Genomic DNA, 15,145 nt, shown 5'->3' with positions numbered 1-15,145 from the left:
TCTTCAGCAGACGCGCAGGTTCTTGAACTGCCAGGGGTCGTCCCGGTCCAGGTCTTCGGCGAAGAGCTGCCCCCGGCCATCGAGCGGCGACCAATCGCCGTAGACACCGACCACGTCGCCGAGATAGGGCCGCGCCACGCGCATGATGTCCTCGTGGCCGAGGTCGTCGGGTTCGACGATGCCGGCATCGGGGTGCTGGATGGCCCAGACGGTGCCGGCGAGGATGCCCGCCGCGACCTGCAGGCTGGTGGCGTTATTGTGCGGCACCAGCGCCCGGGCCTGTTCGATGCCGAGGCGCGAGCCGAACCAGTAGACGCCCCGTTCGTTGCCCATCAGCAGCACGCCCAGTTCGTCCATGCCGGAGACGACATCGTCCCGGATGATCCGCGCGCGGTGCTGCGGCACCCAGCCCCTGCCCGCCATCTCGTGCAATGACAGCACGGCGTCGTCGCAGGGGTGGTAGGCGTAGTGGACGGTCGGCCGGTACACCACGCGCCCGGCCTCTCGGACGGTCAGGTGGTCGCTGATCGACATCGACTCGCAATGGGTGATGAGGAACCCCTGGTAGGCGCCCTCGACCGGCGTCCAGCTGCGCACGCGGGTCGAGGCGCCGGGGCGGTTGAGATAGATCGCCGTGCCGCAGCCGAAGCAGTGCCGCTCGGCATCTTCGGGCCAGTGACGCTCATGCGTGCCCCAGCCGAGCTCGGCCGGCTGCAGCCCCTCGGTCACGAGGCCCGGCACCGACCAGGTGTTGACGAACTCGTCCCGTTGCTTGCGCTGCGCACTCAGCTGGGTGTCGCGCTCGGCGACATGGATCGCCTTGATCCCGAGCGTGCGGGCGAGCTTGGCCCAGGCGACCCGCTCTGCCTCGTGGGGCGGGTCGATGCCGGCGTCGTCCGCCATGCGCAACAGCGCCTCCTTGACGAAGATCGAGGCAAGGCCGGGGTTGGCCCCCATTGTCATGACCGCGGTGGGACCGGCGGGGCGCTCACCGCGGAGGGCCAGCACCTCCTCGCGCAGGGCGTAGTTGGACCGCTCTGATTGCGTACGCAAGCCGAAGGGGTCGTCGCCCGGCCAGCGCTGAATGCAGGTATCGAGATAGAGGGCGCCGCGGGCACGGCAGAACTCAATCAAGGCGGTGCTGGAAAGACCGACCGACAGGTTGAGCACAAAGCTCTCCGGCACGATCAGCGGCTCGAGCACTTCGCGATAGTTGTGCTCCGTCAGCGGTAGGATCCGGTGCCCCACGCCATAGGCGCGAGCAATCTCAACGCCGTTGTCATCGGCCGTGATGATCTCGATCCGCTCTGGTGGCAGGTCGAGGTGACGCAGCAGCAGCGGCAGGCTTGCCTGCGCGATACTGCCGAACCCCAACATGACAAGTCGACCCGACAGTGGCGCGTGCTTGATGTGGCTGTCCATTTTCGCTCGCCTTCGCGCGCGTGTTTTGGGCCTCTGCGAAGATAACTGTCTGACCCTGCTTTAAGTTTCATCGCGCAACGCTTTCTCGATGCAACGGCGATCGAGTCGTCCCGCGCGCCATGCATGGCAGCAAAGCGTCTTTAGATAGCATGCTAACGGTCCGGTTCATTGACTTCGTATGTGCACTTATTATATGTGCACTTATGAAATCGAATTTCGGATACAAGCACCAAGCCCCGCTGGGCTACCTGATCAACGAAGTGGGCCGACTGATGAAGCGCCGCTTCGAGGAAGAGGCCCGCATCCACGGCATCACGCTGCCACAGTGGAAGGTGTTGGCGCATGTCGGCATGAACGAAGGCATCACGCAGGTGGCGCTGGCCGCGGCGACCGACACCGACCCGATGACTGTATCGGGCGTGCTCGACCGGCTGGAGAAGCGGGGCCTGATCGACCGCTATGCCGACCCCACCGACAGCCGCGCCAAGCTCGCCCGGCTGACGACCGAGGGCGAAGAAGTTTATGCAACGGCCCGGAAGGTCGGGCTCGCCATGTATGAGGCCGCCCTCGAGGGAGTCTCCCCCGAGGATCGGCAAACAGTAATTTCTGCGCTCATGAGGATGCGCGACAATCTTTCCGGCCAGGCGGCCGAACTCGAGGAAGTCTGAAATGAACGCCCGCGTTACACCCCCTGCTCCCGGCGAAGCCAAGCCGGTTCTGGTCCCGGCCGCCGAGGCAGCGAAGCCGGAGGCGGTCGCCACCCCCGAGGCGCCGGCCAAGAAGAAGCGTTCTGGCAAGCGGCTGGCATTGATGCTGGCGGTGCCGGTGGTGCTGGCGGCAGGTGGCGGCTATTTCTGGCTGACCGGCGGGCGCTATGTCGAAACCGACAATGCCTATGTGCAGCAGCCCAAGGTGTCGGTGTCGTCCGACGTCGCAGGCCGCATCGTTTCGGTGGCGGTAAAGGACAACCAGTTGGTCAAAGCCGGCGATGCGTTGTTCGCCATCGACGCCGAGCCCTATCGTATCGCCCTCAGCCAGGCCGACGCCGCGCTCGCCACCGCCCGGGTGAATGTCGAGCAGCTGCGCGTCGGCTATTCGACGGCCACCGCCAAGCTCGAGGCCGCCAAATCCACCCTCGCCATCCGGCAGAAGGAATGGGACCGCGCGTCGAACCTCCAGAAGCAGGGCATCTCGGCCGAGTCTGCACTCGATGACTCACGTCTTGCCTTGCAGCAGGCGCAGTCGAACGTGTCGCTCGAGGAGCAGGACGTGGCCAACGCCACGGCGGCACTCGGTGGCGATCCCAACATCAAGACCGACGACCATCCCGCGGTGCGCGCGGCCCTCGCGGCGCGCGACAACGCCCAGCGCAACCTCGACAAGAGCACGATCGTCGCTCCCGCGGACGGCATCGTCAGCCAGGTCGCGAGCCTCAATGTCGGCCAGTTCATCAACACCGGCTCGACCATCGCTACGCTGGTGGAAACCGGCGACACCTGGGTCGAGGCCAACTTCAAGGAAACGCAGCTCACCACTCTATCGGTCGGCATGCCGGCCGAGGTGAAGGTCGACGCCTATCCCGGGCTGGCGATCGAGTGCCAGGTCGCGTCGATCGGCGCGGCAACGGGCGCGGAGTTCGCGCTGATCCCGGCGCAGAACGCCACCGGCAACTGGGTGAAGGTTACGCAGCGCGTGCCGGTCAACATCTCGTGCGACACGGGAACGGACCTGCTCCGCGCCGGCATGAGCGCCTCCGTCAACGTCGACACCAAGCCCGAAGGGGCCCAGGCTGCCGAAGGCCCGAAGGCGCTCTAAAATGGCTGCCGCCGCTCCCGCTATCTCGGCCCCGACCGTTGTGGTGAAGAACAAGGGCCTGCTGACGGCCGCCATCATGGTGGCGGTGATCATGCAGGTGCTCGACACCACTATCGCGAACGTTGCCCTGCCCCACATGCGGGCCAGCCTTGGTGCGTCGCAGGACGAGATCAACTGGGTGCTGACCTCCTACATCGTCGCCGCGGCCATCGCGACGCCGCTCACCGGCTGGTTCTCCGACCGCTTCGGCCGGCGTAACCTGCTGCTCGCTGCCGTCGTGGGTTTCACCGCGGCGTCGCTGCTGTGCGGTATCGCCACCAATCTGACCCAGATGGTGCTGTTCCGCGTCATCCAGGGCGTCTGTGGCGCCATGCTGGTGCCGCTGGCGCAGGCGACGATGATGGACATCAACCCGCGCGAGCAACTCGGGCAGGCGATGGCGATCTTTGGCGCCGGCATCATGTTCGGGCCGATCATCGGGCCGACGCTGGGTGGCTGGCTGACCGAGACGTTCAACTGGCGCGCGGTGTTCCTCGTCAACCTGCCGGTCGGCATTCTTGCCTTCTTCATGCTGTTCGCGCTGATGCCGAACACAGCCATCAAGGTCCGCAAGTTCGATTTCTTCGGTTTCGGCATGCTGGCGCTTGCCGTCGCGTCGCTGCAGATGCTGCTCGATCGCGGCCAGGGCGTCGGCTGGTTCGACTCGGCCGAAATCTGGATCTACCTGCTGCTGGCCATCTCGGGCGTGTGGGTGTTCGTGGTTCACTGCCTGACCGCCGAAAACCCGTTCATCGACATGGCGATGTTCAGGGATCGCAACTTCGTCACCGGCCTGACGCTGATCTTCATCACCGGCATCACCCTGTTCTCCGGCCTGGCACTGCTGCCGCCGATGCTGCAGGGGCTGATGGGCTTTCCGGTGATCGAAACCGGACTGCTGATGGGTCCACGCGGCATCGGAACGATGGTGTCGATGATCGTCGTCGGCCGCCTGGTGTCAAAGTACGACCCGCGCCTGCTGATCGTCGCCGGTACCCTGCTGATGGGCTACTCGCTGTTCATGATGACCGAGTTCGACATCGTGATGAGCTCCGGGCCGATCCTCGTATCGGGCTTTATCCAGGGCGTCGGCATGGGCTTCATCTTCGTGCCGCTCAACTCGCTGGCATTCGCGACCATCAACGCGAAGTACCGTGTCGATGCGACCTCGATGTTCAGCCTCATCCGTAACGTGGGCCAGGGTGTCGGCATCTCGTTCGTCACGATGATCCTCGCGCAGATGCAGGTGGTGAACTATGGCGAGCTGGCCGAGCGCATCACCCTCGACTCGGGCCCGCTGCGCGACTTCGCGACGGCCGCGGGCGGCTTCGCCAATGTCGTCGGCTCGCTGCACGGCATGATCACGCAGCAGGCCGCGATGCTCGCCTTCCTCGATGACTTCAAGCTGATGATGATCATCACTTTCGCCTCGCTGCCCATCGTCTTCCTGCTGCGCCGCCCCAAGGCGGCAAAGCCGATGACCGCCGAGGAACGCGCGCACGCCATGGGGGAATAGCGCGAGACACCGACCAATCCCGGTCGTCAGCCGGCGACCGGGGCAACTACGACTATGGGTGCTCTATGACTTCAGCTCTTCCCGGCAGACCTGCCGAACGCCGCGTGCCGAACTTCCGCCGGCAGGCGGGGCGACGCGACCAGATCATCGACGCGGCGCTCGAGGTGTTCTTCGACAAGGGCTACGAGCGCGGCCGCATCGAGGACGTGGCCAAGCTCTCCGGCGTCGGCAAATCGGCGGTGCTCTACCACTTCGGCTCGAAGCTGGCGCTGGTGGCCAGTGTCGTCGCCACCCACTGCCTGCCGGCGACGCCCGTGGGCACGGCCGAACAAGCCATCGAGGCCGGCCTCGCGCAGCCTACCGCTGCCAAAGTGCTCCGCTTCGTCATGACCGAGCAGCGCCGGCTACCGTCGCTGGGCCGGCTCTATGTCACCGCTATCGTCGGACGCGTCAGCAGCTGGCAGAGTTTTGACAACATCGACGCCGTACGGGCCGGGGTCGCTGGGGCCTTCGGGCGCATGGCCGCCCGCGTGCTGTTCGAAGGATATCCCGAGATTGAAGGAGAGCATGATGGCCGCAGCCAGCCAGTTTGAGATTGTGCACGAGATCCTCGATCTGGCCGGCGCCCGCTGGACCATCGACGTGTTGACTGCGCTGCGCGGCGAGCGCCTGCGCTTCAACGAGATTGCGCGCACCGTCGACGGCATTTCGCAGAAGCAGCTCACCCAGACGCTGCGCAGCCTGCAGCGTCACGGCTTCGCCCTGCGCGTCGCCTTCGCCACCATCCCGCCGCGGGTGGAATACGAGCTCACGGAGCTTGGCCAGGACTTCGTCGCCAGCGTTCGCCCGCTGGGGGCGTTCGCCGTGCGCAACCAGCAGAGCATCGAGGCAGCGCGCCGAGACTTCGACGCGCCCTCGCTCTAGGGGCCGGCGAGGCCCCTGCGACCCTCGCATGCGTGACCTGCGCTGTCGCCTTGGCTCGGCCGTTGTTGCTGATCCCGCCGAGGCTTACATGCAGGACGGGCGCAAAGTTTGGGGTTTGAGATGACCAACTCGGCTCAAAGACATCGCGTCGTCGTCATCGGCGGCGGGTTCGGCGGACTGGCGGCAATCCAGAAGCTCCGGGGCGCCGATGTCGACATCACCGTCATCGACCGGCGCAACCACCACCTGTTCCAGCCGCTGCTCTACCAGGTGGCGACCACCGCCCTCAGCCCGTCGGAAATCGCCTGGCCGATCCGCATGCTGGTCAAGCACCGGCCGGAGGTCACGACGCTGCTCGGCAACGTCACCGGCATCGACAAGGCGGCGCAGCTGGTCGAGCTGGAGGATGGCGGGCGCGTTCCCTATGACAGCCTGATCATCGCCACCGGCGCCCGGCACGCCTATTTCGGCCATGACGACTGGGAGCCATTCGCGCCGGGCCTCAAGACGCTGGAGGACGCGACCGCAATGCGCCGCCGGCTGCTGCTGGCATTCGAGGCGGCGGAGCGGGAGACCGATCCGGAGAAGCGCAAGGCCTTGCTGACCTTCGCCATCATCGGTGCAGGCCCCACCGGCGTAGAGCTGGCCGGCGCGGTGATCGAGCTGGCGCGCACCTCGCTGAGGCACGAGTTCCGCTCGATCAAACCGGAAGAGGCGCGCGTCATCCTCATCGAAGCGGGGCCGCGCGTGCTGGCGAACTTCCGAGAGAACCTCTCGGGCTACGCCAAGTCGGCGCTGGAAAAGCTCGGCGTCGAGGTGCTGCTGGGCCAGCCGGTCACCGAGGTGACGGCGGATACTGTCCGCTTCGATGGCCATGTGCTGCATGCCAACACCATCATCTGGGCGGCGGGCGTATTGGCGTCGCCGGCAGCCAAGTGGCTCGGCGTCGAGGCTGATCGTGCCGGGCGGATCAAGGTCGAGCCTGACCTTACGGTGCCGGGCAGCCCAAACATCTTCGCCATCGGCGACACGGTGACGGTGCTGGCGCCTAATGGCAAACCCGTGCCGGGAATCGGCGATGCGGCAAAGCAGGGCGGCAAGTATGCCGCCTCGGTGATCATGGCGCGGCTCAAGGGGCAGACCGTGGGACCGTTCCGCTATCGCCACCTGGGCGACATCGCGACCGTGGGCAAGAGCGCCGCGCTGATCGACTTCGGCTGGATCCAGCTCACCGGCTGGATCGGCTGGTGGACCTGGGGGCTCGCCCACATCTATTTCCTGATCGGTCTCAAGAACCGCGTCTCGGTGGCGATCAGCTGGCTGTGGATCTACCTTACCGGCCACCGCAGTGCGCGGCTGATCACCTGGGGCGAGGCAGGCAGCGGGAAGAAGTAGCGGCGCGGCTCCGCGCGACGGCAACAAAAAGGCCGGGAACCTCGCGGTACCCGGCCTCTTCAATGCAAAATCCTACGCCAGATCAGGCGGCGGAGATCTCGGTGACGGCGATCTTGCCGGTGCGGCGATCTTCGCCGGTCTCGAACGAGACCTTCTGGCCCTCGCTGAGGCCGGTCAGGCCAGCGCGCTGCAGAGCGGTGGCGTGCACGAACACGTCCTTCGCGCCGCTATCGGGCTGAATGAAGCCGTAGCCCTTCTGATCGTTGTAGAATTTGACGGTGCCCTTTTCCATCGGGTAGTCCCTCTTCGCAGTGATGTTGGTGGACAGAACGACGTGCTATCACCCTGCCCGGTCAGTCGAATTTTGGAAGTCCTATCGTGCGCCTGACCGATCGCGGTGGCTTACGGCCGGAAGTCAGCCAAATGTCGATGCAAACGAGATAAATGGCGTTTAGCAAATTGGCAAGCATGGCTCGATGTGCGCATCACGCTTTGGAAACGATCCGGTCCGGCGACAGCCAGTAAGGTGGCATGGCGCCGGCCAAATTCGATAGCGGCATAACTTCCGGCTTCAGCCGAATTCCGAGCACATCCCCCATGAAGGCGCGCCGCGCCTCGACGCGATTCCACACGTCGGGGAAGTCGGATTTCAGCTCGTCCCTGCCCTTGTCGTCGAGCAGCGCGATGCCATCCTCGATGTTGGCGCCCTGGTATGGCGGCCCGGCCGCCGGAATGATGTCGCATTGCACCGCCTGGCCCGACAGGAACGGCTCCTTCGAACCCGGATAGACCGGCGTGTTCATCCACTCGTCGATGTGGATCAGGTGCCCGGGATTGAGCACCAGCTTGAAGAACGGCGTGTCGAGGTGCCGGCGCGCCAGCGCGTCGAGTTCGCCCCCCGTGACGCCGATGCCGATGGTCTCGTACCACTCGGCGGCGCAGGCGAAATAGGGTCCGGCGAGGCGGTCGACATAGTCGCGGACATTCTCCGGCAGTTCCGACTCATCGGCCACCAGCCAGCCCATACGGCTCGACAGGCCTCCCCAGTAGCCGACCGCCGAGGTCATCGGGTCGCCCTTCTCGAGCTTCTTGCCGGACGGGCTGTTGAGCCCGACCAACCGATCGCCGGACGAGAACATGGTGTGGCACGAGTGGGGCAGCACGCCGAGGCGCATCTGCTGCACCGCCTCGAACTCGCTCATCCCCGGCCGTACATTGGCGATCACCGCCTTCACGGCTTCCGAGCAGGCCACCGCGCCGAACTCGAACTGCGCGATCTGCACGATCTCGTTGACGGCGCGCAGCCCGGTCACCGAGTGCATCAGCAGCGCGTTGGCGTTCACGACCCGGCCATCCGGCCCGACGATCTGGCGCAATGTGTCGACGATATACGATGGCGTCTCGAGCCAGGCCTCGGGCTTGGCCGCCTCATCGGGGCCAAAGTACTTCCAGCCAAGTACGCCGATCCGCTGGTGGTGGGCGATGCCGGCGTTGCGCAGCACCTCGGCCAGCGCCGGGGTCTTGGTGCGATCCTGCCCCAACAGGCCGAATGGCGGGTAGAGCCGGGCCTCCAGATCGATGGCGGCATTGGCGGCGCGGCCGAGGTTCTCGGGGCCGGCCAGCAGCGTCGGCGTGGTGTCCGGGGTGATCAGCAGCAGCGCTTCCTCGAAGCGCGGATCGAACCCGGTGATGTAGGCGAGGTTCGCCGAATGCTCGCGGTCAGCATAGACCACCAGCGCATCGAGCCCCGCCGCACGGCGTGCCCTGCCGAGCGCGGCGAAGCGGGCGAGATAGACGGAACGGTCGAGTTCAGGACGCGTTGAGGGAATGCCGAACTCAGGCAGCTTGGCGTCGATCATGCGGAAGGCAGGCATTGAGCGGGGTCCCCATCCCGGAGGCACTTTTCTTTGGTTGTCACGGAAAGCGCCGACGAAAGCAACTCAAGCCGGAAAGAGTTGACAACGGGGCGAAACTAGATGCTATTGCAAACCATTCGCAACAAGAGATTGCCCGAACAATGATCACCCGCCGCCGCCTCGCTGTCCTGGCCCTCGCTGCGCTGGCCGGGATGACGACCTTGCCTGCCCTTGCACAGGGGAAGTTCAAGGTGGTGACGACCTTCACCATCATTGCCGACATCGCCCGCAACGTTGCCGGCGACGCGGCTGTGGTTGAATCGATCACCAAGCCGGGCGCCGAAATCCACGGCTACCAGCCGGGGCCGCGCGACATCGTCAGGGCGCAGGGCGCCAACCTGGTGCTGTGGAACGGCATGAACCTCGAACGCTGGTTCGAGAAGTTCTTCGACAATGTGAAGGACGTGCCCCAGGTCGTGGTCAGCGACGGCGTCGAGCCAATGAGCATCGGCGAGGGCCCCTACTCCGGCAAGCCGAACCCGCATGCCTGGATGTCGCCGAACAACGCGCTGATCTATGTCGAGAACATCCGCAAGGCGCTGGTGCAGTATGACCCCGCCAATGCCGCGGCCTACGACGCGAACGCCGCTGCGTATTCGGCGCAGATCAAGGCGATGGATGCGCCGCTGCGCGCCCGGCTGGAGCAGATCCCGGTCGAGCAGCGCTGGCTCGTTACCAGCGAAGGCGCCTTCAGCTACCTGACCCGCGACTACCAGATGAAGGAACTCTATCTCTGGCCGATCAATGCCGACCAGCAGGGCACGCCGCAGCAGGTCCGCAAGGTCATCGACGCGGTGCGTGCCAACAAGATCCCGGTGGTATTTTCGGAAAGCACGGTGTCGGACAAGCCGGCCAAGCAAGTCGCCAAGGAAACCGGCGCCGCCTATGGTGGCGTCCTCTATGTCGACTCGCTCAGCGAAGCCGACGGCCCGACGCCGACTTATCTCAAGTTGCTCGAAGTTACCGTCGACACCATCGCCAAGGGGTTCGGGAAGTGACGCTTACCGCAAACGTGCCGCACGAGGCATGGAACCCTGCCCCACAGCCGAGCCTCGAGGTCGAGGGCGTCACCGTCGCCTACCCCAACGGCAATGTGGCGTTGCGCGACGCAACGTTCGGGCTCGGCGCCGGCACCATTGCCGGCCTCGTCGGGGTCAATGGCAGCGGCAAATCCACGCTGTTCAAGGCCATCATGGGCTTCGTACAGCCAATTGCCGGCGAGGTCCGGATCGCCGGGCTGCCGGTCCGCGAGGCGCTGAAGCGCAACATCGTCGCCTATGTGCCGCAGGCCGAGGAAGTCGACTGGAACTTCCCCGTGCTGGTCGAGGACGTGGTGATGATGGGGCGGCAGGGCCACATGGGCTTTTTCCGCATGCCATCGGCGCGCGACCGCGAGCTGGTCGAGCAGTCGCTGGCCCGCGTCGGCATGAGCGACTATCGCAAGCGCCAGATCGGCGAGCTGTCGGGTGGGCAGAAGAAGCGGGTGTTCCTGGCTCGCGCCCTAGCGCAGGAAGGCCGCATCATCCTCCTCGATGAACCGTTCACCGGCGTCGACGTGCAGACCGAGGCAGCGATCATCACCCTGATGCGCGAACTGCGCGGCCAGGGCCAGCTGATGCTGGTCTCGACCCACAACCTCGGCAGCGTTCCCGATTTCTGCGACCAGGTGGTGCTGGTCAACCGCACCGTCCTCGCCTCCGGCCCAACAGCCGAAGTGTTCACGCAGGCCAACCTCGAGAAGGCGTTCGGCGGCGTGCTGCGGCACTTCCACCTCGCCGGCGAGGACCTCCACGACGACAAGGACCAGCGCCGCGTCACCGTGCTCACCGACGACGAGCGGCCGGTGGTGTTCTACGGCGAGAACGGCGGCAGCAAGCCGGCCTCGCCGAGCAAGTCGCAGGACGAGAAATGATCGAAGACCTGCTTGTCCCCTTCACCTACGACTACATGGTCAAGGCGATGTGGGTGTCGGCACTGGTGGGCGCCGTCTGCGCCTTCCTCTCCGCCTACTTGATGCTCAAGGGCTGGTCGCTGATCGGCGACGCGCTCGGCCACGCGGTGGTTCCCGGCGTCGCGACAGCTTACCTGTTCGGCCTCCCCTACGCCGCCGGCGCGTTCGTCGCGGGCGGCCTCGCCGCAGCTTCGATGGTGCTGGTGCGGGCGCGGACGAAGCTCAGGGAGGACGCCGTCATCGGCATCATCTTCACCTCGTTCTTCGCGCTCGGGCTGTTGATCGTCTCGCTCAACCCGACGGCAGTCGACGTGCAGGCCATCGTCATGGGCAACATCCTCGGCATCTCCGACGGCGACGTCATCCAGGTGGTGATCATCTCGTTGGTGTCGCTGGCGATCCTGATCCTCAAGTGGAAGGACCTGATGCTGGTGTTCTTCGACGAGAACCACGCCCGCACGGTCGGCCTCAACCCGCGCCTGCTGCAGGTGCTGTTCTTCGCTCTGCTCGCTGCCTGCACCGTCGCGGCGCTGCAGACGGTCGGCGCCATCCTCGTCATCGCCATGGTGGTGACGCCGGGCGCCACCGCCTACCTCCTCACCGACCGGTTCCGGAACCTCATCATCATCGCCGTGGTGCTCGGCTCGGCCAGCGCAGCGATCGGCGCCTATGTCAGCTTCTTCCTCGATGGCGCGACCGGCGGGGTGATCGTCTCGCTGCAGACGCTGCTGTTTCTCCTCGCGTTCTTCTTTGCCCCCAAGCACGGGCGCATCGCCGCCCGCCGGCGGGCGCTGCGCGAAGCGGGAGCAAACTGATGGACGCGCTCTACGCCTTCTTCGTTGAACCGCTGACCTACGACTTCATGCAGCGCGCCTTGCTGGTCGCGATCCTTGTCGGCGCCGTCTCCGCCGTGCTGTCGTGCTTCCTGGTGCTGAAGGGCTGGTCGCTGATGGGCGATGCGATCTCGCACGCGGTGCTGCCCGGCATCGTCATCGCCTACGTGATCGGCCTGCCGATCGCCATCGGCGCCTTCGTCGCCGGCCTCTTCGCGGCGGTGAGCACGGGCTACCTGAAAGACAACAGCCGGATCAAAGAAGATACCGCAATGGGCATCGTCTTTACCGGCATGTTCGCAGTCGGTCTGGTGCTGTTTTCGCGCATCGAAACCGACCAGCACCTGAGCCATATCCTGTTCGGCGACATGCTCGGCGTCACCTGGCAGGACCTGATCGAGACCGCCATCATCGCGCTCGGCACGCTGCTCATCGTCCTCGCCAAGCGCCGCGACTTCCTGCTCTATGCCTTTGATCCGCAACACGCCCGCGCCATCGGCCTGCCGGTCAAACTCCTCCACTACGGCCTGCTCGCGCTGCTCTCGATCACCATCGTTGCCTCGCTGAAAGCTGTCGGTATCATCCTCGTCGTCGCCATGCTGATCGCCCCCGGCGCCATCGGCTTCCTCCTCGCCAAGCGCTTCGAAACGATGCTGGCCATCGCCATGACCGTCGCCATCGCCTCGGGCGTGCTGGGGACGTTGATCAGCTTCAGCATCAATGGCGCCACCGGACCCTGCATCGTGCTGATCCAGGCGGGAGTGTTCCTGCTCGCCCTGCTGTTCGCCCCGGGAAGCGGGATGCTCAGGAAGCGGACGGCGACACCGGCAGCCTAGTCCTCGATCGTGACTTCCGTGACCACCGACTTCGACAGCTGGCGCTCGCGCAGCCAGATGTAGAGGCCGGAGGCCATGACGATCGGGGCGCCGATGTAGATCCAGACGTCGGGCGGCTGGTTGAAGACGAGCCAGCTGGCTCCGGTCATGAAGAATATCTGCAGGTAACCGAACGGGGCCAGCACCGAGGCGGGGGCGTAGCGGTGCGCGGTGGTGATGAACAGGTGGCCGATCAGCGCCGCGACGCCGATGCCGGCAAAGCAACCCCAGATCAGCGGATCGGTCGGCCAGGTCCAGCCGCCCAACGAGAAGGGCAGCACGCAAACCGTCGCGACACCGGCGGCATAGAACTGCTGCGCCGAGGTACTGTCGACGCCGGCAAGGCGGCGGGTCGAGAGGTTGTAGAGCGCGCTGCAGACGGCTGTGCCCAGCGACAGCAGCACGGCCGGATGGAAGGCATCGGTGCCCGGCCGCACGATGATCATCACGCCCAGGAAGCCGACGCCGATCGCCAGCCAGCGCCGCCAGCCGACCGTCTCACCTAGCAGCGGGATCGACAGTGCGCAGAGGATCAACGGCATGGTGAAGGAGATGGCCGAGGTGATGGTCAGTGGCAGGTAGACCACAGCGATGAAGTTGAAGATGGTCGAGCCGAGCAGGAACAGCCCACGCGCCACCTCGAGCTTCAGGTTCCGCGTCGCGACGAGCGCCTTGCGGTCGCGCGGCACGAAGAACGCAAGCACGAGGATGAACTGGCCGGCATAGCGGACGAACACCACCTCCATCGGAGGTAGCCCGGCCTGCACCATCAGTTTGGCGCAGCTGTCGATCACCGTGTAGCAGAACAGGGCAGCGATCATCAGGCCCATGGCGAATGGCCGGCGGTCCTCGACGGGTTTCACCACGCTGGCCACGGCTCAGTCCTCCACCGGCTCGACCGTGATCTGGCGATGCAGCTGGCGCTCGCGGAACCAGATGTAGACGCCTGACCCGATGATGATCGGAGCGCCGACATAGAACCAGACGTCCGGTGGTTCGGCGAAGATCAGCCAGCTCGCCAGCGCCAGCAGCAGCAGTTCGGTGTAACTGAACGGCGCCAGCGCCGATGGCGGGGCGAAGCGGTGCGCGATGGTGTTGAGCTGGTGCGCGATCATGCCGGTGACGCCGATGGCGATGAACGCGAACCAGCCTGACCCGGTGCTCGGCCACACCCAGCCGTTAAAGGCGAACGGGGTGATGCAGGTCAGCGCGATCAGTCCGGAATAGACCTGCTGCGTCGCGGCGGAATCGACGCCGGCGAGCTTGCGAGTGATGATCGAGTAGAACGCCGCCGAGAGCGCACCGGCGAGGCAGATCAGCGAGGCCGGATGGAACGCCTCGGTGCCGGGTCGCACGATGATCAGGATGCCGACAAAGCCAGCCCCCACCGCGGCCCAACGGCGCCAGCCGATGGTCTCGCCGAGCAATGGGCCGGAGAGCGCCGTCACCATCAGGGGCATGGTGAACATCAGCGCGCCGGTCACCGTCAACGGCAGGAAGCGCATGGCGAGGAAGTTGGCGCCGGTTACGCCAAGCAGGCACAGCCCCCGCAGCAGCTGCAGCTTCCAGTTCCGCGTGACGAACAGCCCGCGCTGCATCGGCGCGAACAGCGCGATCGCCAGCGCCACGTGGATCGCATAGCGGACAAAGACGATCTCGGTCAGGGGAATGCCGATGACGGAGAGGTACTTGGCTGAGGTATCGAGCGTGGCAAAGAACAGCTGCGAGAACAGCAGGATGCCGATGCCGAGATTGCGGCGCTCCTCGACGGGGGCGATGGTGGAAGTCATGGGCTGGTCCGGAGGCCGCGAAGGTCTGCGGCGGCAGGATCACCAAAGGGCGCGCCGCCCCGGCCTGTCAATGGCGCGGCGGCGGCAAACGGTTCAGTTGAACTAAAGTCTGGCGCTTGCTGCGCCGGCGCCGCGGTCGACATAGCGGCGTGCGAGTACGAACAGGGCAAACAGGAGCGCGGTCGAACCGATGTCGCCCACGAGGCTGTAACCCCAGAACGGAATGGCTGCCACGTAGCACGCCACCAGCCCATCGATCCCGAAGCCGTAGTAGCCGCCCAGATAGACGCCGAAATTCGAGATGACGAAGAACGCGAGGCTCGCGAGGAACGCGGCTCCGCCCAGTCGGACAACCGAAAGCTGCCGAAGCAGGCCGCGGCCGATAAAGGTGCCGGCCAGCATGCCGGCATAGGTGAACAGCGCCGAGCTGTGCCAGCCGAGGACGAGGTCGGATAGCGCCATCACCGCAAGAGGGATCAGCGCCGCGAGCCACGGACTGCGGATGGCGTAGGCGCCGAGCAGCGTCACGCCGACGACGGCCGTGACGTTGGGCGGGTGCGGGATCACCCGGCTCAGCACGCCGACAACGATCAATCCTAGGGCCAGTCGTTCGCTATTGGTCACGGGCTTCTCCTCCACCGATTGTCGGGCGAACGCCGTGAAGGGTCA

At 65.6% G+C, this 15,145-nt stretch carries 16 protein-coding genes; 10 read left to right on the top strand and 6 right to left on the bottom strand.

Going from position 1 to position 15,145, the window contains the following annotated elements; translation table 11 throughout:
• Positions 1–3: 3 nt before the first annotated feature.
• A complete protein-coding gene (locus AC1DYL_RS13470; protein ID WP_477173532.1) occupies positions 4–1,422 on the bottom strand; it encodes a homospermidine synthase in 1,419 nt (472 codons plus the stop codon).
• 203 nt (positions 1,423–1,625) lie between these two features.
• Between AC1DYL_RS13470 and AC1DYL_RS13465 the strand changes: the two genes are divergently transcribed.
• The 6 genes from AC1DYL_RS13465 to AC1DYL_RS13440 all read left to right on the top strand — a co-directional run bounded on the left by AC1DYL_RS13465 (position 1,626) and on the right by AC1DYL_RS13440 (position 7,111).
• Positions 1,626–2,090: a MarR family winged helix-turn-helix transcriptional regulator gene (locus tag AC1DYL_RS13465; protein WP_477150276.1), complete on the top strand. Its 465-nt coding sequence runs from the start codon at positions 1,626–1,628 to the stop codon at positions 2,088–2,090.
• Position 2,091: 1 nt separating this feature from the next.
• Entirely contained in the window at positions 2,092–3,237 is a 1,146-nt protein-coding gene (locus AC1DYL_RS13460) for an HlyD family secretion protein (RefSeq protein WP_477150275.1), read from the top strand.
• A gap of 1 nt (position 3,238) precedes the next feature.
• A complete protein-coding gene (locus AC1DYL_RS13455; RefSeq protein WP_477150274.1) occupies positions 3,239–4,792 on the top strand; it encodes a DHA2 family efflux MFS transporter permease subunit in 1,554 nt (517 codons plus the stop codon).
• 65 nt (positions 4,793–4,857) lie between these two features.
• Positions 4,858–5,385: a TetR/AcrR family transcriptional regulator gene (locus tag AC1DYL_RS13450; protein WP_477150273.1), complete on the top strand. Its 528-nt coding sequence runs from the start codon at positions 4,858–4,860 to the stop codon at positions 5,383–5,385.
• Positions 5,363–5,716, top strand: coding sequence for a winged helix-turn-helix transcriptional regulator (locus AC1DYL_RS13445; protein ID WP_477150272.1), 354 nt, complete (start codon positions 5,363–5,365; stop codon positions 5,714–5,716). The genes AC1DYL_RS13450 and AC1DYL_RS13445 overlap by 23 nt, the downstream gene beginning before the upstream one ends.
• Before the next feature lie 120 nt (positions 5,717–5,836).
• Entirely contained in the window at positions 5,837–7,111 is a 1,275-nt protein-coding gene (locus AC1DYL_RS13440; protein ID WP_477173531.1) for an NAD(P)/FAD-dependent oxidoreductase, read from the top strand.
• A gap of 82 nt (positions 7,112–7,193) precedes the next feature.
• On the opposite strand, the gene AC1DYL_RS13435 is transcribed toward AC1DYL_RS13440, so the two are convergent.
• Positions 7,194–7,403, bottom strand: coding sequence for a cold-shock protein (locus tag AC1DYL_RS13435; protein WP_055879654.1), 210 nt, complete (start codon positions 7,401–7,403; stop codon positions 7,194–7,196).
• Positions 7,404–7,596: 193 nt separating this feature from the next.
• A complete protein-coding gene (locus AC1DYL_RS13430) occupies positions 7,597–8,985 on the bottom strand; it encodes a M24 family metallopeptidase (protein WP_477173530.1) in 1,389 nt (462 codons plus the stop codon).
• A 143-nt stretch (positions 8,986–9,128) separates the two neighbouring features.
• Here AC1DYL_RS13430 and AC1DYL_RS13425 point away from each other — a divergent pair, with 143 nt between their 5' ends.
• The 4 genes from AC1DYL_RS13425 to AC1DYL_RS13410 are packed head-to-tail and all read left to right on the top strand — an operon-like array spanning position 9,129 to position 12,647.
• Entirely contained in the window at positions 9,129–10,025 is an 897-nt protein-coding gene (locus tag AC1DYL_RS13425; protein WP_477173529.1) for a metal ABC transporter substrate-binding protein, read from the top strand.
• The gene (locus tag AC1DYL_RS13420) at positions 10,022–10,939 is read left to right on the top strand and encodes a manganese/iron ABC transporter ATP-binding protein (protein ID WP_477173528.1); all 918 of its coding nucleotides are present in this window, start codon (positions 10,022–10,024) and stop codon (positions 10,937–10,939) included. Before AC1DYL_RS13425 ends, AC1DYL_RS13420 begins: the two co-directional genes overlap by 4 nt.
• On the top strand, positions 10,936–11,793 hold the full coding sequence (locus AC1DYL_RS13415; protein WP_477150267.1) for a metal ABC transporter permease: 858 nt from the start codon (positions 10,936–10,938) through the stop codon (positions 11,791–11,793). Before AC1DYL_RS13420 ends, AC1DYL_RS13415 begins: the two co-directional genes overlap by 4 nt.
• Positions 11,793–12,647, top strand: coding sequence for a metal ABC transporter permease (locus tag AC1DYL_RS13410; protein ID WP_477173527.1), 855 nt, complete (start codon positions 11,793–11,795; stop codon positions 12,645–12,647). Before AC1DYL_RS13415 ends, AC1DYL_RS13410 begins: the two co-directional genes overlap by 1 nt.
• Here the strand turns inward: AC1DYL_RS13410 and AC1DYL_RS13405 are convergent.
• From AC1DYL_RS13405 to AC1DYL_RS13395, 3 genes are all read right to left on the bottom strand, one after another.
• The gene (locus AC1DYL_RS13405) at positions 12,644–13,561 is read right to left on the bottom strand and encodes a DMT family transporter (protein WP_477173526.1); all 918 of its coding nucleotides are present in this window, start codon (positions 13,559–13,561) and stop codon (positions 12,644–12,646) included. The genes AC1DYL_RS13410 and AC1DYL_RS13405 overlap by 4 nt on opposite strands.
• 3 nt (positions 13,562–13,564) lie before the next feature.
• Entirely contained in the window at positions 13,565–14,476 is a 912-nt protein-coding gene (locus AC1DYL_RS13400; RefSeq protein WP_477173525.1) for a DMT family transporter, read from the bottom strand.
• 102 nt (positions 14,477–14,578) lie between these two features.
• On the bottom strand, positions 14,579–15,100 hold the full coding sequence (locus AC1DYL_RS13395; RefSeq protein WP_477173524.1) for a DUF6580 family putative transport protein: 522 nt from the start codon (positions 15,098–15,100) through the stop codon (positions 14,579–14,581).
• Positions 15,101–15,145 lie beyond the last annotated feature (45 nt).

The organism is Devosia sp. P1_H9 (genome assembly GCF_056405135.1).
The sequence above is the reverse complement of the archived record's forward strand: the minus strand, read 5'-3'. Positions and strand labels throughout refer to the sequence as shown.